The 14,491-nt window shown below is 72.2% G+C and carries 13 protein-coding genes and 1 pseudogene; 11 read left to right on the forward strand and 3 right to left on the reverse strand.

The window, feature by feature from the left end:
- Nucleotides 1-2: 2 nt before the first annotated feature.
- A complete protein-coding gene (locus ABZ794_RS29560; protein WP_210785780.1) occupies nucleotides 3-572 on the forward strand; it encodes an RNA polymerase sigma factor in 570 nt (189 codons plus the stop codon).
- A complete protein-coding gene (locus tag ABZ794_RS29565; protein WP_210785781.1) occupies nucleotides 569-1,633 on the forward strand; it encodes a hypothetical protein in 1,065 nt (354 codons plus the stop codon). Before ABZ794_RS29560 ends, ABZ794_RS29565 begins: the two co-directional genes overlap by 4 nt.
- A gap of 55 nt (nucleotides 1,634-1,688) precedes the next feature.
- Here ABZ794_RS29565 and ABZ794_RS29570 read toward each other — a convergent pair whose 3' ends face one another.
- Entirely contained in the window at nucleotides 1,689-3,080 is a 1,392-nt protein-coding gene (locus ABZ794_RS29570; RefSeq protein WP_357518620.1) for a lysine 2,3-aminomutase, read from the reverse strand.
- A gap of 153 nt (nucleotides 3,081-3,233) precedes the next feature.
- Here ABZ794_RS29570 and ABZ794_RS29575 point away from each other — a divergent pair, with 153 nt between their 5' ends.
- The 9 genes from ABZ794_RS29575 (at nucleotide 3,234) to ABZ794_RS29615 (ending at nucleotide 13,570) form a co-directional block, all read left to right on the forward strand.
- Complete coding sequence (locus ABZ794_RS29575) at nucleotides 3,234-4,283, forward strand: zinc-binding alcohol dehydrogenase (RefSeq protein WP_357363660.1); 1,050 nt, start codon at nucleotides 3,234-3,236, stop codon at nucleotides 4,281-4,283.
- Nucleotides 4,284-4,288: 5 nt separating this feature from the next.
- Nucleotides 4,289-5,854, forward strand: a complete 1,566-nt coding sequence (locus tag ABZ794_RS29580; protein ID WP_357518622.1) for an amidohydrolase family protein — start codon at nucleotides 4,289-4,291, stop codon at nucleotides 5,852-5,854.
- Nucleotides 5,851-7,410: a lysine 5,6-aminomutase subunit alpha gene (locus ABZ794_RS29585; RefSeq protein ID WP_357518624.1), complete on the forward strand. Its 1,560-nt coding sequence runs from the start codon at nucleotides 5,851-5,853 to the stop codon at nucleotides 7,408-7,410. Before ABZ794_RS29580 ends, ABZ794_RS29585 begins: the two co-directional genes overlap by 4 nt.
- Complete coding sequence (locus tag ABZ794_RS29590; RefSeq protein WP_307850645.1) at nucleotides 7,407-8,162, forward strand: OAM dimerization domain-containing protein; 756 nt, start codon at nucleotides 7,407-7,409, stop codon at nucleotides 8,160-8,162. Before ABZ794_RS29585 ends, ABZ794_RS29590 begins: the two co-directional genes overlap by 4 nt.
- Complete coding sequence (locus tag ABZ794_RS29595) at nucleotides 8,159-8,566, forward strand: hotdog domain-containing protein (protein ID WP_210785785.1); 408 nt, start codon at nucleotides 8,159-8,161, stop codon at nucleotides 8,564-8,566. The genes ABZ794_RS29590 and ABZ794_RS29595 overlap by 4 nt, the downstream gene beginning before the upstream one ends.
- Before the next feature lie 40 nt (nucleotides 8,567-8,606).
- Nucleotides 8,607-9,944 carry a glutamate mutase L gene (locus tag ABZ794_RS29600; RefSeq protein ID WP_357518627.1) on the forward strand — a complete coding sequence of 446 codons (1,338 nt, stop codon included), beginning with the start codon at nucleotides 8,607-8,609 and terminating at the stop codon, nucleotides 9,942-9,944.
- Nucleotides 9,945-10,465: 521 nt separating this feature from the next.
- Nucleotides 10,466-12,127, forward strand: a complete 1,662-nt coding sequence (gene lnt / locus ABZ794_RS29605) for an apolipoprotein N-acyltransferase (RefSeq protein ID WP_307850647.1) — start codon at nucleotides 10,466-10,468, stop codon at nucleotides 12,125-12,127.
- Nucleotides 12,128-12,161: 34 nt separating this feature from the next.
- Entirely contained in the window at nucleotides 12,162-12,971 is an 810-nt protein-coding gene (locus tag ABZ794_RS29610; RefSeq protein ID WP_238690252.1) for a polyprenol monophosphomannose synthase, read from the forward strand.
- A 68-nt stretch (nucleotides 12,972-13,039) separates the two neighbouring features.
- The gene (locus ABZ794_RS29615) at nucleotides 13,040-13,570 is read left to right on the forward strand and encodes an FxsA family protein (RefSeq protein WP_238690253.1); all 531 of its coding nucleotides are present in this window, start codon (nucleotides 13,040-13,042) and stop codon (nucleotides 13,568-13,570) included.
- Nucleotides 13,571-13,657: 87 nt separating this feature from the next.
- Here the strand turns inward: ABZ794_RS29615 and ABZ794_RS29620 are convergent, their stop codons facing one another.
- The gene (locus tag ABZ794_RS29620; RefSeq protein ID WP_091398247.1) at nucleotides 13,658-13,999 is read right to left on the reverse strand and encodes an RNA polymerase-binding protein RbpA; all 342 of its coding nucleotides are present in this window, start codon (nucleotides 13,997-13,999) and stop codon (nucleotides 13,658-13,660) included.
- A gap of 231 nt (nucleotides 14,000-14,230) precedes the next feature.
- Nucleotides 14,231-14,491 (reverse strand): annotated as a pseudogene (locus ABZ794_RS29625) (hypothetical protein); the annotation flags it as partial.

Here is a 14,491-nt window from a genome sequence, read left to right on the forward strand (position 1 = left end):
ACGTGAGCTCCGGCATTGAGTACTACGAGGACCGCTTCCAGCGCGTCTACCTTGAGCACTTCGAGCCGTTGTTGGCGTACGCGCTGCGGCGCGTCGCGCATCCCGAGGACGCGGCCGACGTCGTCGCGGAGACCTTCCTGGTCGCCTGGCGGCGCAGGCATGACATTCCGGCCGACGGTGAAGCTCGGCTCTGGCTGTACGGGGTGGCCCGGCGGGTGCTGGCCAACCATCACCGGGGTGGGGTTCGCCGGCAGCGGCTGGGTGAACGGCTACGTGAGCAGATCGCCGCCGCGGTCGCCGCCGATCCGGGCAGTGAGGTGCCCGAGCGGCTCGCTGTCCGGGCGGCGTTGGCGGGTCTGGGTGAGCTGGACCGCGAGGTGTTGATGCTCACCGTGTGGGAGGGCTTGCAGCCGCGCGAGGTGGCTGCGGTTCTCGGGGTCGGTCCCGCAGTGGTGCGGACACGGCTCTCGCGTGCGCGAGCCAGGCTGCGCGAATTGGTCGGTGACGGCCCTGGCCCGCCTGGACATGTACTCGACGTGCTGACCGCAGCCACCCGGAAGGAGCAGAGATGACCGAGGAACACCTTGACCTGCTGGTTCGGGAAGCTGACCCCGCTCGGCGGGACCTCGTCGGACAGTTCGACGGGGTGAAGCAGGCCCTCCTGGGGGAGATCATGTCGGAGTCGACGCTCGGTCGGTTCGTGGAACCACCCCGACGGCAACCGAGAGTGCGTCGCTTTGCTGGCGTGGCGACGGCGGCGGCCGTGGTCCTCGCCAGCGTCCTGTCCGTCTCTGTTCTGCCGCGCGGGTCCGAAGAGGTCGGGGAGGTGGCTTCCGCTCCCAGCGCCGGTGCTCCGGTCGTCTACTCGCCGGTGGCGATGCGGGCTGCGGAGAAGAATCCGCGGTTGCTGATCAACCGGCCCGGCTGGAAGGCGACAGTCGTGTACGGGTTCACCCAGGAGGCGGGCACCATCGTGTTTCGCAACGGTGGGCGCGAGTTGGAGTTCGACTGGTATCCGGCTGACGGTTACGCCGACCGTTACGCCGACCGGCTCAACGTCAGTCGTCCGAAGGCTGTGCAGGTCGATGGCTGGCCGGGTGACCTGTTCGAGTATTCCGCCAGCGACTTCGAGGTGTTGCTCCGTCCCCGTGACGGGGTCTTCGTCGAGTTGCGCACCGGGGGTGACTGGTCCCGGAAGGGGTTCGCCCGGGTCCTCGCGAATGTGGTCCGGGCGGATGCGCGTACGTGGTTGGGTGCGCTTCCGCCGGAGATCGTCACTTCCGAGCGGGCGCTGGCGCGGGCGGCCGAGGTGCTCGCGGACGTGCCGCTCCCGCCGGGCTTCGATGTGGCGGCACTGGTTGACGTCGGCGTCAACGATCCCTATCAGTTCGGCGCCGCTGTGACGTCGCGGGTCGGTTGCGGGTGGATCGCGGAGTGGCAGCGCGCGAGGACGAGCGGGGATGAGGCCGGGGTGCGGCGGGCCGCCGAGGCGCTGCGGAGCAGCCACGGGTGGCGGGTGTTGCGGGACATGGACAAGACGGGCGACTGGCCGGAGGTGTTCTGGGAGTACGCCGACGAGATCGCAGCCGGGACGCTGCGGCCCGGATACGTCCAGGGCCTGGGCTGCCGGTGACGGAGGACGGCCGCGCCCCCGGGGTGATCACCTCGGGGGCGCCGCCGTCGGTGGGTCAGTCGTCGCGGTGGTCGTGCCACCACTGCTGGCCGTTGGCGGGCAGGGTGTCGATCGGGTCGTAGTAGGCGTAGCGCTTGTTGAGCGCCTCCAGGTCGGCGGATTCGATGGAGGTGCGGTAGTTCTTCGTCCAGTAGGAGATGCCGCGCTCACGGTCGTAGTCGGTGAGCATGTGCACCCAGCGCTTACCGACGAAGGGGACGTCGCAGACGATGCGGGGGGTGGCGTAGCCGGGAAGGTAGCCCATGATGTCGTGTTGGAGTTGCTGGGCGTGCCAGACCGGGACCCGCCAGTGTTCGGCGTTGGGGATCATGTCGCACATGTAGAAGTAGTACGGCAGGATCCCGGCTTCGCCTTGGAGGGCGAAGCAGAGGTCGAGCAGTTCCGGGGTGGTGGCGTTGACGCCGCGCATGAGGACGCCCTGGTTGCGGACGTCTCGGACGCCGACGTCGAGGGCGGTCTGGGCGGCCTTGGCGACCAGTGGGGTGAGCGACTGGGCGTGGTTGACGTGGGTGTGGATGGCGAGGTTGACGCCGCGGCGGGCGGCGGTGCGGGCGACGCGTTCCAGGCCCTCGACGACGTCGGGCTGCAGCCAGTGTTGGGGTAGGCCCATGAGGGCCTTGGTGGCGAGCCGGATGTCGCGGACCGTATCCAGTTCCAGCAGGCGCATGAGGTACGACTCGAGGTTGCGCCAGGGGACGTTGGCCACGTCGCCGCCGGAGACGACCACGTCGCGGACGCCGGGGTGGGCCTTGAGGTAGGCGATGTGGGCGTCGTAGCGGTCGACGGGCTTGAGGGTGAGTTTGAGTTTGTCGACGGCGGGGGTGGAGTTGCCGACGAGGTCCATGCGGGTGCAGTGTCCGCAGTACTGGGGGCAGGTGGAGAGCAGTTCGGCGAGGACCTTGGTGGGGTAGCGGTGGGTGAGCCCTTCGGCGACCCACATGTCGTGCTCGTGGAGGCTGTCGCGGCTGGCGTAGGGGTGTGAGGGCCAGTCGGTGCGTCGGTCGGAGGCGACCGGGATCATGTAGCGGCGGATGGGGTCGGCGAGCAGCGCCTCGGTGGTGAGGGTCGCGAACGGCACCATCGTGTTGATCATTTGTGGTGGCACCAGCATGGACATGGTGGCCAGGGCCAACTGGTCGGCCTCGAGGTCGGCGTAGAAGGTTTCGTCGATCAGGTCACCGAAGACGGCGCGGAGCTGCTTGATGTTCTTGACGCAGTTGACGCGCTGCCACTGGGCGGATTCCCACTGGTCGCGGGTGACGTGGCGCCAGCCGGGGAAGCGGGTCCAGTCGGGTTCGACCAGGGGGCGGCGGTGGTATTCGTAGGGCTGCCCGGCGGTCGGTGTGGCGGCCGGGACGTGACGGGGGTGCGGGATGGTCTGGGTCACGGCCCCTCCTCGGTGTTACGGCTGATCATCGAAGCCCGAAGGCTACTGGAAAATATTCGGTACAGAAACTAGTCTGCCGTAAGTTTTCCCGTTACGCGAGCCTTGACCGGGGCTTCGGACGGCTGGCAGGGGGAGGTTGGCGTGACGTCACCGGTGGGACTGCACCGCGTCGTGCAACCGGCGGGGGTGTTGCCGCAGGCGGCCTGGCGCCTGGACACGTCGGCGGCGATCGCGCCGAACGAGGTGCGGATCCGGGTGCAGCGGCTCAACCTGGACGCGGCGAGCTTCCGGCAGTTGTCGGAGAAGCACGGCGGGGACGGTGACGCGGTCCGCGCCGAGGTGCTGGAGATCATCGCGACCCGGGGGAAGATGCAGAACCCGGTGACCGGTTCGGGCGGGATGTTGATCGGCACGGTCGAGGAGGCCGGTCGGCGGTCCCCGCTGGGGCTCAGGGCGGGGGAGCGGGTCGCGACCCTGGTGTCGTTGACGTTGACGCCTCTGGTGATCACCGATGGGTTGGCCCGGTGGGACGGGCGCAGCGAGCAGGTGCCCTGTGACGGGTGGGCGATCCTGTTCGCGCGTTCCATCGCCGCGGTGCTGCCCGACGACGAGGACCCGCAGTTGTCCCTCGCCGTGCTGGACGTGTGCGGGGCGCCCGCGTTGACCGCCCGGGTGGTGTCGCGTTACGTCGAGGAGCGTCGGCGTAGCGGTGATCCGACGCCGGTGCGGGTCGCGGTGATCGGGGGGGCGGGTAAGAGCGGGTCGTTGTCTCTCGCCGCGGCGCGACGGGCGGGCGCCGCGCGTACCGTCGGGGTGGTGCCGGTGGCGGCGGAGCGTGACGCGCTGACGGCCGCCGGTCTGGCGTCGGTGGTGGCGTTGGCCGACGCGCGCGACCCGGTGGGGTTGTCCACGGCGGTGACCACCGCGCTGGGGGTGCCGGCGGACGTGACTGTGGTCTGCGTGGACGTGCCGGGGTGTGAGCACGGGGCGGTGCTGGCCACCGCTGACGGCGGCACGGTGATCTTTTTCTCGATGGCGACGAGCTTCTCGGCTGCCGCGTTGGGCGCGGAGGGGTTGGCGGCGGACGTGACGATGCTGGTGGGCAACGGGTACGTGCCGGGGCACGCGGAGTTGGCGTTGGGGTTGCTGCGGGCCGAGCCTGGGGTGCGTCAGCTGTTCGCGGCGCGGGTCGCGGCAGACTGAAGGTCATGACGAACCCCTCGACGTTGTATCGCGGTGGAGTGCTGCACTGCCCCGCCGACCCGAGCGCCACCGCGCTGCTGGTGTCCGGTGGGCGGATTGCCTGGTTGGGGACCGACGGTGACGCGCCGTCGGCCGATCGGGTGGTGGACCTGGGCGGGGCGTTGGTGACGCCGGCGTTCGTCGACGCGCATGTGCACGCCACCGACACCGGGTTGGCGTTGTCCGGGTTGGCGTTGTCCGGGGTGCGCTCGGCGGGGCAGTTGCTCGACGCGGTGGCGGGGTTCGCGGCGGGTCTGCCGGCGGACGCTGTGGTGCTGGGGCATGGCTGGGACGAGTCGGGTTGGTCGGATCCGACGTTGCCGGACGCGGCGGCGCTGGGTCGGGCGGCCGGTGGTCGGCGGGTGTACCTGTCGCAGGCGTCGATCCATTCGGCGTTGGTGTCGTCGGCGTTGCTGGCGGCGTGCCCGCAGGCGGTGCAGGCGGCCGGGTACGACGCGTCGGGCTGGTTGCGGCGCGACGCGCACCACGTGGTGCGGGCGGCGGCGCAGGCTTCGGTGAGTCGGGCGCAGCGGGTCGCGGCGCAGCGGGTGGCGCTGGCCCACGCGGCGTCGTTGGGGATCGCTGCGGTGCACGAGTGTGGTGGCCCGGAGATCTCCGACGAGGAGGACTTCACCGCTTTGCTGGGCATCTCCGGTGCGGGGTTGCCGGAGGTGTACGGGTACTGGGGTGAGTTGGGTGGTGCGGCGCGGGCCCGGGAGTTGGGCGCTGTCGGCGCCGGTGGGGACCTGTTCGCCGACGGGGCGTTGGGCTCGCGCACGGCGCACGTGTCGCGGCCGTACGGCGACGGTGACGGCTGCGGGCACGGGTACCTGTCGGTCGAGCAGGTGCGCGATCACCTGTTGGACTGCGCGGCGCACGGTATGCAGGGCGGTTTCCACGCCATCGGTGACGCGGCGATCGGCACCGTCCTGGACGGGTTCGCGGCGGCGGCGCGGACGGTGGGGGTGGAGCGGTTGCGCGCGGCCCGGCACCGCATCGAACACGCGGAGATCATGAGTAAGGCGTTGATCGCGCGGTTCGTGGAGTACGGGGTGGTGGCGAGCATGCAGCCGGCGTTCGACAGGTTGTGGGGTGGCGCGGGCCGGATGTACGAGACGCGGTTGGGGTTGGACCGGTCGTTGGAGTCGAACCCGATGGGTGCGATGCACTCGGTGGGGGTGGCGTTGGCGTTCGGGTCGGATTCGCCGGTGACGCCGTTGGACCCGTGGGGGTCGGTGCGGGCGGCGGTGGCGCACCACAACCCGGCGCAGCGGATGGGTGTGCGCTCGGCGTTCGCGGCGCACACGCGGGGCGGGTGGCGGGCGGTGCACCTGGACGTCGAGGGGGTCCTGGCGTTGGGTGCGCCGGCGACGTTCGCGGTGTGGTCGACGCCGGCGGGGGTGGAGCGGGGTCTGCCGGTGTTGCAGGCCGAGGACCCGGAGGCGCGGGGTCCGGACGATCCGACGCCGTTGCCGGTGTGCCGGCGTCTGGTGCTGCGCGGTGAGGTCATCTACGAGGAAGGGTCGTCATGACCGGGAAGCTTGATCTTGATCCGGTGCTGGTGGCGCGGGCGCGGGAGTTGGCGCGTCGGGCCGGGCAGCCGGTGGTGGACCTGGCGCGCAGCCACACCACGGTGTCGGTGGAGCGGGCGGTCCTGCGGTTGGCCGGGGTGACCGGCGCCGACCCGGACGGCATCCCGTGGGTGAACCGGCTCGTCGACGCGGTGGCCGCGGACGTGGGGTTGGGTCACGGGGTGGCGGTTCCGGTGTTCGACGCCCTGGTCCGCGACGGCAGCACCGACGTGACGTTGCTGGCGCAGAAGGCCGCAGCCGGGTCGGTGCGGTTCACCCAGCCCACCGGGCGGGCGGCCACGGCGGCCCGGTCGGCGGCGCGTAAGGCGGTCGGCGCGGGCATTCGGCGCATCGACCGGCGGCGCGCCGAGCGGGACCGCCTCGTGAAGCGCCACGGCGACCCGGCGCAGCGGCCGTGGATCTACCTGATCGTCGCCACCGGTGACATCTACGAGGACATTCCGCAGGCGCAGGCGGCGGCGCGCGCCGGCGCGGACGTGATCGCGGTGATCCGTTCCACCGGGCAGTCGTTGCTGGACTACGTGCCCGAGGGCGCGACCCGGGAGGGCTTCGCGGGCACGTACGCCACCCAGGAGAACTTCCGGCTGATGCGTGCGGCGTTGGACGAGTCGTCGAAGGAGGTGGGCCGCTACGTGCGGTTGACCAACTACGCGTCCGGGCTGTGCATGCCGGAGATGGCGACCCTGGCCGGGTTGGAACGCCTCGACATGATGTTGAACGACTCGATGTACGGGATCCTGTTCCGCGACATCAACCCGGTGCGTACGTTCGTCGACCAGCGGTTCTCCCGGCAGGTGCACGCCCGCGCCGGGATCATCATCAACACCGGTGAGGACAACTACCTGACCACCGCCGACGCTGTCGACGAGGCGCACACGGTGACGGTGTCGCAGCTGCTCAACGAGTTCTTCGCGCACGAGGCGGGGTTGGCGGACTGGCAGTTGGGGTTGGGGCACGCGTTCGAGATCAATCCGGAGGTGCCGGAGTCGTTCCGGTTGGAGTTGGCGCACGCGTTGCTGGCCCGCGAGTTGTTCCCCGACGCGCCGTTGAAGTGGATGCCGCCGACGAAGCACATGACCGGTGACGTGTTCCGGGGCAATCTGCTCGACGGGTTCTTCAACCTGGCCGGTGCGATGACCGGTCAGGGCATTCTGCTGGTGGGGATGATGACCGAGGCGGTGGTGACGCCGTGGTTGTCCGACCGGGACATCGCCCTGCAGAACGTGCGTTACGTCCTCGGCGCGGCCGGTGGGTTGCACGAGGACTTCGTGCCGGCGCCGGGCGGGTTCATCCGCCGTCGTGCCAACCAGGTCCTCGGTGAGGCGCTGGACCTGCTGGAGCGCATCGGGGAGCAGACGCTGCTGACGGCGATCGCCGAGGGCACCTTCGGGATCATGAAGCGGCCCGCGGATCGCGGCAAGGGCCTGTCCGGGGTGGCCGCGCACGAGGCCGACTACTGCAACCCGGCCACCGACATCCTGGAGGCCGCGGCGTGAGCGGGGAGAAGCAGATCGTGCGCCCGTACGGGGACACCACCGGTGACGGGATGGTGCAGGTGTCGTTCACCCTGCCGGTGACCCACGACAAGCGCGCCGAGGGCGCGGCGGTGCAGTTGGCCAACAAAATGGGCATCGACCCGGCGATGGTGGTGCACGCCAAGCCGATGGGCGACGGGTTCACGTTCTTCGTCGTCTACGGACGGGTCAACCATCTGGTCGACCTGGGCGCCGTGCAGGTGGTGGAACGTGACTTCGCGCTGCTGTCGGCGAAGGACGTCAACACGGTGATCAAGCAGCGGTTGCGGCGCAAGTTGTCGGTGGTCGGGGCGTGCATCGGCACCGACGCGCACACGGTGGGCATCGACGCGATCCTCAACGTCAAGGGCATCGCGGGGGAGAAGGGCCTGGAGTACTACCGGGAGTTGAAGGTCACCAACATGGGCGCGCAGGTCAGCGTGCCGGAGCTGGTGGAGACCGCCCGGGCGGAGAAGGCCGACGCGGTGCTCGTGTCGCAGGTGGTCACCCAACGCGACGCGCACCTGCACAACACCCGGGAGATGTCGGCGGCGTTCCGGGAGGCGATGCCGGCGGGGCGGCGGCCGCTGCTGATCGTCGGTGGTCCCCGCTTCGACGAGACGATGACCGACGAGTTGGGCGTGGACCGGATCTTCGGTCGGGGCACCACGCCCGGTGAGGTGGCCAGCTACCTCGTGCACGCCCTGATCACGCAACGGAAGGCGATGGCATGACCGACGCACGGCTCGGGTTGACGGTGACGCACCGGCGGTATGTGCCGTACTCGCACGCCCACTACGCCGGCAACCTCGTCGACGGGGCGTACGCGCTGGGGTTGTTCGGCGATGTCGCCACTGAGGTGTGCATCCGCACCGACGGCGACGAGGGCCTGTTCGCCGGGTACGCCGACGTGCGGTTCCACGCGCCCGTCCATGCCGGGGACGTGGTCGAGGTGACCGCGCGGGTCGCGCGGCTGGGTACCCGCAGCCGCACCCTGGAGTTGAGTTGCGCGGTCGTGTGTAGGGGTCGCCCGGACCGCTCCGCGTCCGCCGCGGAGGTCCTCGACCCGCCGATCGTGGCGGTCACCGCGACCGGCACCGTGGTCGTCCCCGCCGCCAGCGTGAGTCGCGAGGAGTGAGCCGGGGTTGCGAGCCCCGCAGTCGCGACCAGGGAAACTCGTGACCCTGGCGGTCTGCGCCGACGTCGGTTCCACGTACACGAAGGTGGCGGTGGTGGACCTGGCCGCCGGTGTGCTGGCCGGCGCGGCGTCGGCGCCCACCACTGTGGGCACCGACGTGCTGCACGGCCTGGACGCCGCGGTCGCGGCGGCCACCGCCGGGCTCGGCGTGCGCGACGTTCCCTGGTACGTGTGCTCGTCGGCCGGCGGTGGGCTGCGCCTGGCCGTGATCGGCTACGAGCCGCTGGTCACCGCTCAGGCCGGCCGGCGGGTCGGGTTGTCCGCCGGCGCGCACGTGGTGCACGTCGCGGCCGGGCGGCTCGACGCCGCCGACCTGACGGCGTTGCGGGCGGCCCGCCCGGACGTGGTGCTGCTCGTGGGCGGCACCGACGGCGGCGACGCCGACACGGTCACCCACAACGCCACCCGCCTGGCCCGCGCCCGGTGGCGTCGGCCCGTGGTGTACGCGGGCAACGCCGACGTGCGCGAGCAGGTGACCGGGCTGCTGCGTGACGCCGGGGTGCCGGTCACCGACGCCGACAACGTCCTGCCGCGCATCGGGGTGCTCGCCCCGGCGTCGGCGCGGGCGGCGATCCGGGCGGTGTTCCTGCGCCACGTCATCGGTGGTAAACGACTGTCGAGGGGCGCCCGGTTCGCGCGGCTGGTGCGGGCGGCCACCCCCGACGCGGTGCTCACCGGTGTGGAGGTGCTCGCCGACACCCTCGGCGGCGACCTGGCCGTTGTCGACGTGGGTGGGGCCACCACCGACGTGTACTCGGTGCTCACGCCCGACGAGCGGGCCACCGGGCCGGGCCGGGAGGTCGCCGGCAGCCTGTGGCGGGCCCGCACCGTGGAGGGCGACCTGGGCATGCGGTGGAGCGCCCCCGGGGTGGTGCGGGCAGCCACGGAGGAGCGGCTGCTCACCGCCGGTGAGGCCGACGACCTGGGTGCCGCCGCGGCGCGCCGGGCGGCCGACCCGGCGTTGCTGGCCGTCGACGACGTCGAGCGGGCCGTGGACCGGCGCATCGCCACCCTCGCCGCCACGGTGGCGCTGCGCCGGCACGCCCGGGGCGCCGCCACCGGTGAGCGGGCCGGGCGAGACCTGCGCGACGTGCGGATGCTGGTGGGCTCCGGTGGGGTGCTGCGGCACTCGCCGGCGGACGTGTCCGGGCAGGTGCTGACGGCGGTATTGGCCGACCACGCCGGCGGGTGGGCGCTGCCGCGCGCCGCCGCGGCGGTGGTCGACGCCGACTACGTGTTGGCCGCCGCAGGGCTGCTCGCCGAGGAGCACCGGGGCACCGCGCAGGCGCTGCTGCGTCAGCATCTGCGGACGCATTGAGACTCGCCGACCCGACACGCCGTGTCGCAACACACGACAGGCCGGCTGCGGGTTGACAACCGACGGGGGTCGGCACGTACCGTCTTTGAGTCCTACCACGGGAAGCGGCTGTTGTTCGCTTCGTCCCTTCGTCCGCTGGCCGAGTGACATGTTTGAGCGTCATCGTCGCGGCGGCCAGGTCCAGCGGGCGGGGGTCGGCGGGGCGGCGCGAACCGGCCGCGGTTACCGGTGTACGGGCAGGGTGAGGTGCACGGCCAGTAGACAACGGCCCGGCGGGGGCAGCCAGTCCACGTCCGGTCGGTCCGAAGGTCGTCGTGCCCCATTCTCGCCACACCGGCCGGGAAGGGCCTGGGAGCATCGGGGCGCGGCGCGAGCCGCGCCCCGATTTCATGTCCACCGGGCGGTTCGTCCCCGACGGCCCGACGCGGCCGGTGCACCCGCCAGCCAGGTAACCTTCGCCCCGTGATCGAGGTGAAGCGGTGACGACCCTGGACCGGGACGAGACGCACACCCCGGCGGCGCTGCCCCGGCCGGTCGTTCCCGGTCGGCCGCTGCCGCTGCGGGTCGCCGTGCCCCTGGCCGTGGCCGCCGGGCTGGCGCTGCTGGTGGCGTTCCCCCCGTACGGGGTGTGGCCGCTCGCGCCGGTCGGGGTGGCATTGCTGGCCGCCGCCGCGCACCGGCGGCGGTTGCGCGCCGGCGCCGGCCTGGGCTTCCTGACCGGGGTGGCGTTGTTCGCCCCGCTGCTGGCCTGGACGAACCTGCACACCGGCTACCTGCCGTGGGTGCTGCTGTCGCTGCTTCAGGCCGGCTACCTGGCGTTGCTGGGCGCGGCCACCGCCTGGGTGTCGCCGCTGGTCGACCGCGCCCGCTGGGCGTGGCCGGCGCTGACCGGGCTGCTCTGGGTCGGGCAGGAGGCGCTGCGCGACCGCACCCCGTTCGGCGGGTTCCCGTGGGGGCGGTTGGCGTTCAGCCAGGACAGCTCGCCGCTGCTGCGCCTGGCCGCGCTGGGCGGCGCCCCGCTGGTCACCTTCGTCGTGGCCCTCATCGGCGGGTTGCTGGTCACCGCCGTCTGGCGGGGCTGGGTCACCGCCCAGCGCCCCGCACCTGAGCCCACCACCACGGCGAGCGACGCCGTGCCGGGCGCTGAGGGCCCGCTGGAGGACCCTGCACGCGCCGGGGGTGCGCCGGGGCGGCGGTGGACGCCGGTGGTCGTACCGGCCGTCGTGGCCGTCGCGCTGACCGCCGGGGGTCTGCTGGTTCCGGTAGCCACCGCCGGGTCCGGCGCCACCGTCACCGTGGCGATCGTGCAGGGCAACGTGCCCCGGCTGGGCCTGGACTTCAACGCCCAACGGCAGGCGGTGCTCAACAACCACGTCGACGCCACCATCGAACTGGCCGAGCGGGTCGCCGCCGGGCAACAGCGGCGACCCGACCTGGTGGTGTGGCCGGAGAACTCCAGCGACATCGACCCGCTGCGCAACCCCACCGCCGGTGCGCGCATCTCCCAGGCCGCCGACACCATCGGCGCCCCGATCCTGGTCGGCGCGGTCCTGCTGGGCCCCGACGCCGGGCAGGTCCGCAACGCGGGCATCCTGTGGCGCCCCGGCACCGGCGCGGACCTCGAGCAGTTGTACACGAAACGCCACCCGGTGCCGTTCGCCGAGTACGTGCCGCTGCGCGACGTGGCCCGCATGGTCAGCAAGCAGGTCGACCTGATCCGCAACGACTTCGTGCCCGGAAGCACCCCGGGCGTGGTACGCGCCGGCCCCGCCGTGCTCGGTGACGTGATCTGCTTCGAGGTCGCCTACGACGAGGTGGTCCGCGACACCGTCACCGGCGGCGCGCAACTGCTGGTGGTGCAGACCAACAACGCCACCTTCAACGTGGCGGAGGCCCGCCAGCAGATGGCCATGGTGCGGTTGCGGGCGGTGGAGCACGGACGGCCGGCGTTGATGGCCTCCACGGTCGGGGTGTCCGGGTTCGTCGCACCCGACGGGCGGGTAAGCGATGCCACCGGGTTCAACACCCGGGAGGTCGTGGTGCGGCAGTTGCGGCTCGACGACGGACGCACCCTCGCCACCCGCCTCGGCTGGTGGCCCGAGGTGGCGCTCGCCGCGCTGGCCGCGGCGGCCCTGGTCGGCGCGGCGGTGCTGCGCCGGCGGCAGCGGGTCAGGCCCGGATAGCAACAGCCGGTACGCCGGCGGGAGCGGAGGAACCGTGATCCAGGCGACCGATACGATCCGACGCGCGGACGAGGTGCCCGGGGTGGGCCGGGTGCTGGTGGTGATCCCCACCTACAACGAGGCCGACAACATCGCCGTGATCGTGGGCCGGGTCCGGCGGGCCGCCCCGGCGGTGCAGATCCTCATCGCCGACGACAACAGCCCCGACGGCACCGGCGCGATCGCCGACGCCCTCGCCGACGGCGACGCGCACGTGCAGGTGCTGCACCGCCACGGCAAGCAGGGCCTGGGTGCGGCGTACCTGGCCGGGTTCGGGTGGGCGCGCGAGCGTGGCTACCAGGCGGTCGTGGAGATGGACGCGGACGGCTCGCACGCCCCGGAGGACCTGCCGGCGCTGCTGGACGCCGCCCGTGACGCCGACGTGGTGATCGGGTCCCGGTGGACCAGCGGCGCGCGGGTGCTCAACTGGCCGCTGCGGCGGCTGTTGCTGTCGCGTGGCGGCAACCTGTACGCGCGCCTGGCGTTGGGAATGCCCGTCTCGGACGCCACCGGCGGTTACCGGGTGTACCGGATCAGCGCGTTGGACGCCATCGACCTGGAGTCGGTGACGTCGCAGGGCTACTCGTTCCAGGTGGAGCTGTCGCGGCTGGCGCACCGGGCCGGGGTGCGCATCGTGGAGGTGCCGATCACCTTCGCCGAGCGGGAACGCGGCGACAGCAAGATGAGCCCGAAGATCGTGGCCGAGGCGTTGTGGCGGATCACCGCGTGGGGGGTGCGCGACCGGCGCCAGGCGGTACGCCGGGGCCTGCACGGCACCGCCACCGGCCAGGCACGGTGGCCGTGAGCGCGGCCGTGTCATGCTGGATGAGCGGAACACGTCCGTGGTGTCCGCAGGAATGGCGATGAGGTGAGATGCGCCGAGGACTGAGGTTCGTGCCGTTGGCCCTGTTGCTGGCGGTGGTGCTGGAGCTGGCGGTGTTCGTCGGCGTGGGACGGGCGCTGGGGTTCGGCGCGGCGGTGTTGCTGGTGTTCGCCGCGTCCCTGCTCGGGTTGGTGCTGCTGCGCCGCGAGGGGATGCGCGCCTGGCGTGGTTTCCGCGCCGCCGCGGCCGCCGGGCAGCCCCCGGGCGGGCAGGTGACCGACGGGCTCGTCGGGTTGGCCGGCGCGCTGTTGCTGGCGGTGCCCGGCCTGGTCAGCGGGCTGGTCGGGTTGCTGCTGCTGGTGCCGCCGGTGCGTCGACTGGCCCGCGCCGGGGTGCGCCGCGCCACCGAGCGGCGGGTGTCGTCGATGGTCGCCGGTGACCTGTTCGGGCCCCGCACGGTGCGGGTGCGCCAAGGTGCGCCGCAACACACCCCGCAACCGACTCCACAGCCGGAACAGCCGGTGGTGGTCGACGGCGGTCGGGCCATCGAGGGCGAGATCGTCGAGCCCGGCCGGCACTGAAGACCGGGCCACCTACCGCGCTGAGGACAGACATGACGGCGCCCCCGGGGAAAACCCCGGGGGCGCCGTCATCGTGCGTCGTGCGGCTCAGGCGCGGCCGCGGCGGGTCCGAACCTCCTGCAGGCGCTCCTCCAGGATGTCCTCCAGCTCGGCGATGGAACGCCGCTCCAGAAGCATGTCCCAGTGGGTACGCGGCGGCTTGGCCTTCTTCTGCTCCGGCTCGTTGCCGTCGACGAGTCGGGCGACGCTGCCGTCGAACTTGCATTCCCAGGTCGTCGGGACCTCGGCGTCGACGGCGAACGGCACCTCGAACTGGTGGCCCTTGGCGCAGAGGTACTCGCGGGTCTGACGCGGCGCGAGCTCCGTGTTGCGGTCGGATTCATAGCTCACCGCGCCAAGGCGGCTTCCGCGCAGCATACGCTCGCCCATGATCGACTTCCCCTCGTTCGTGGTGCTGGTCTTCTGGGTGTAACGGTGCGTCCCCGTCGAGCCATTCCCGCCCGAGGGCGTCAGGCGTCCACGGGTGGGCCGGGACCAAGGGTAGCCGGCCGGGACGCTCACCCGGTGAGGTGATCCCCAGGCGGGTCGGGACAACGGTGTGTGTCCGCTGCCACCGGGGAGGTTAACCGCCCGAGCCTACCGAAGGTTGCGCCACGATCGTCAGGCGGCGTCCCCGGGAGTGGCGGCGCCGAGGCGGGCCAGCGCCAACGCCAGGTCACTGACCTGGTCGCCGAGCTGCGCCACCCGCCGCTGGGCCAGGTCCCGGTCGGTCTCGGCGGCGTCGAGCCGTACCGTCAGGGCGGTGCGGTGACCCTCGGCGGTCGCCGCGGCCTGCCGGGCCACTGTCAGCTCGGCGGTGAGCGTGTCGCGCTGGGCGGCCAGGGCCGCCACCTCCGCGCGCAGCCGCGCGGCCAGCTCCGC

It is taken from the genome of Micromonospora sp. NPDC047187, assembly GCF_040643355.1.
Lineage (GTDB): Bacteria > Actinomycetota > Actinomycetes > Mycobacteriales > Micromonosporaceae > Micromonospora > Micromonospora salmantinae.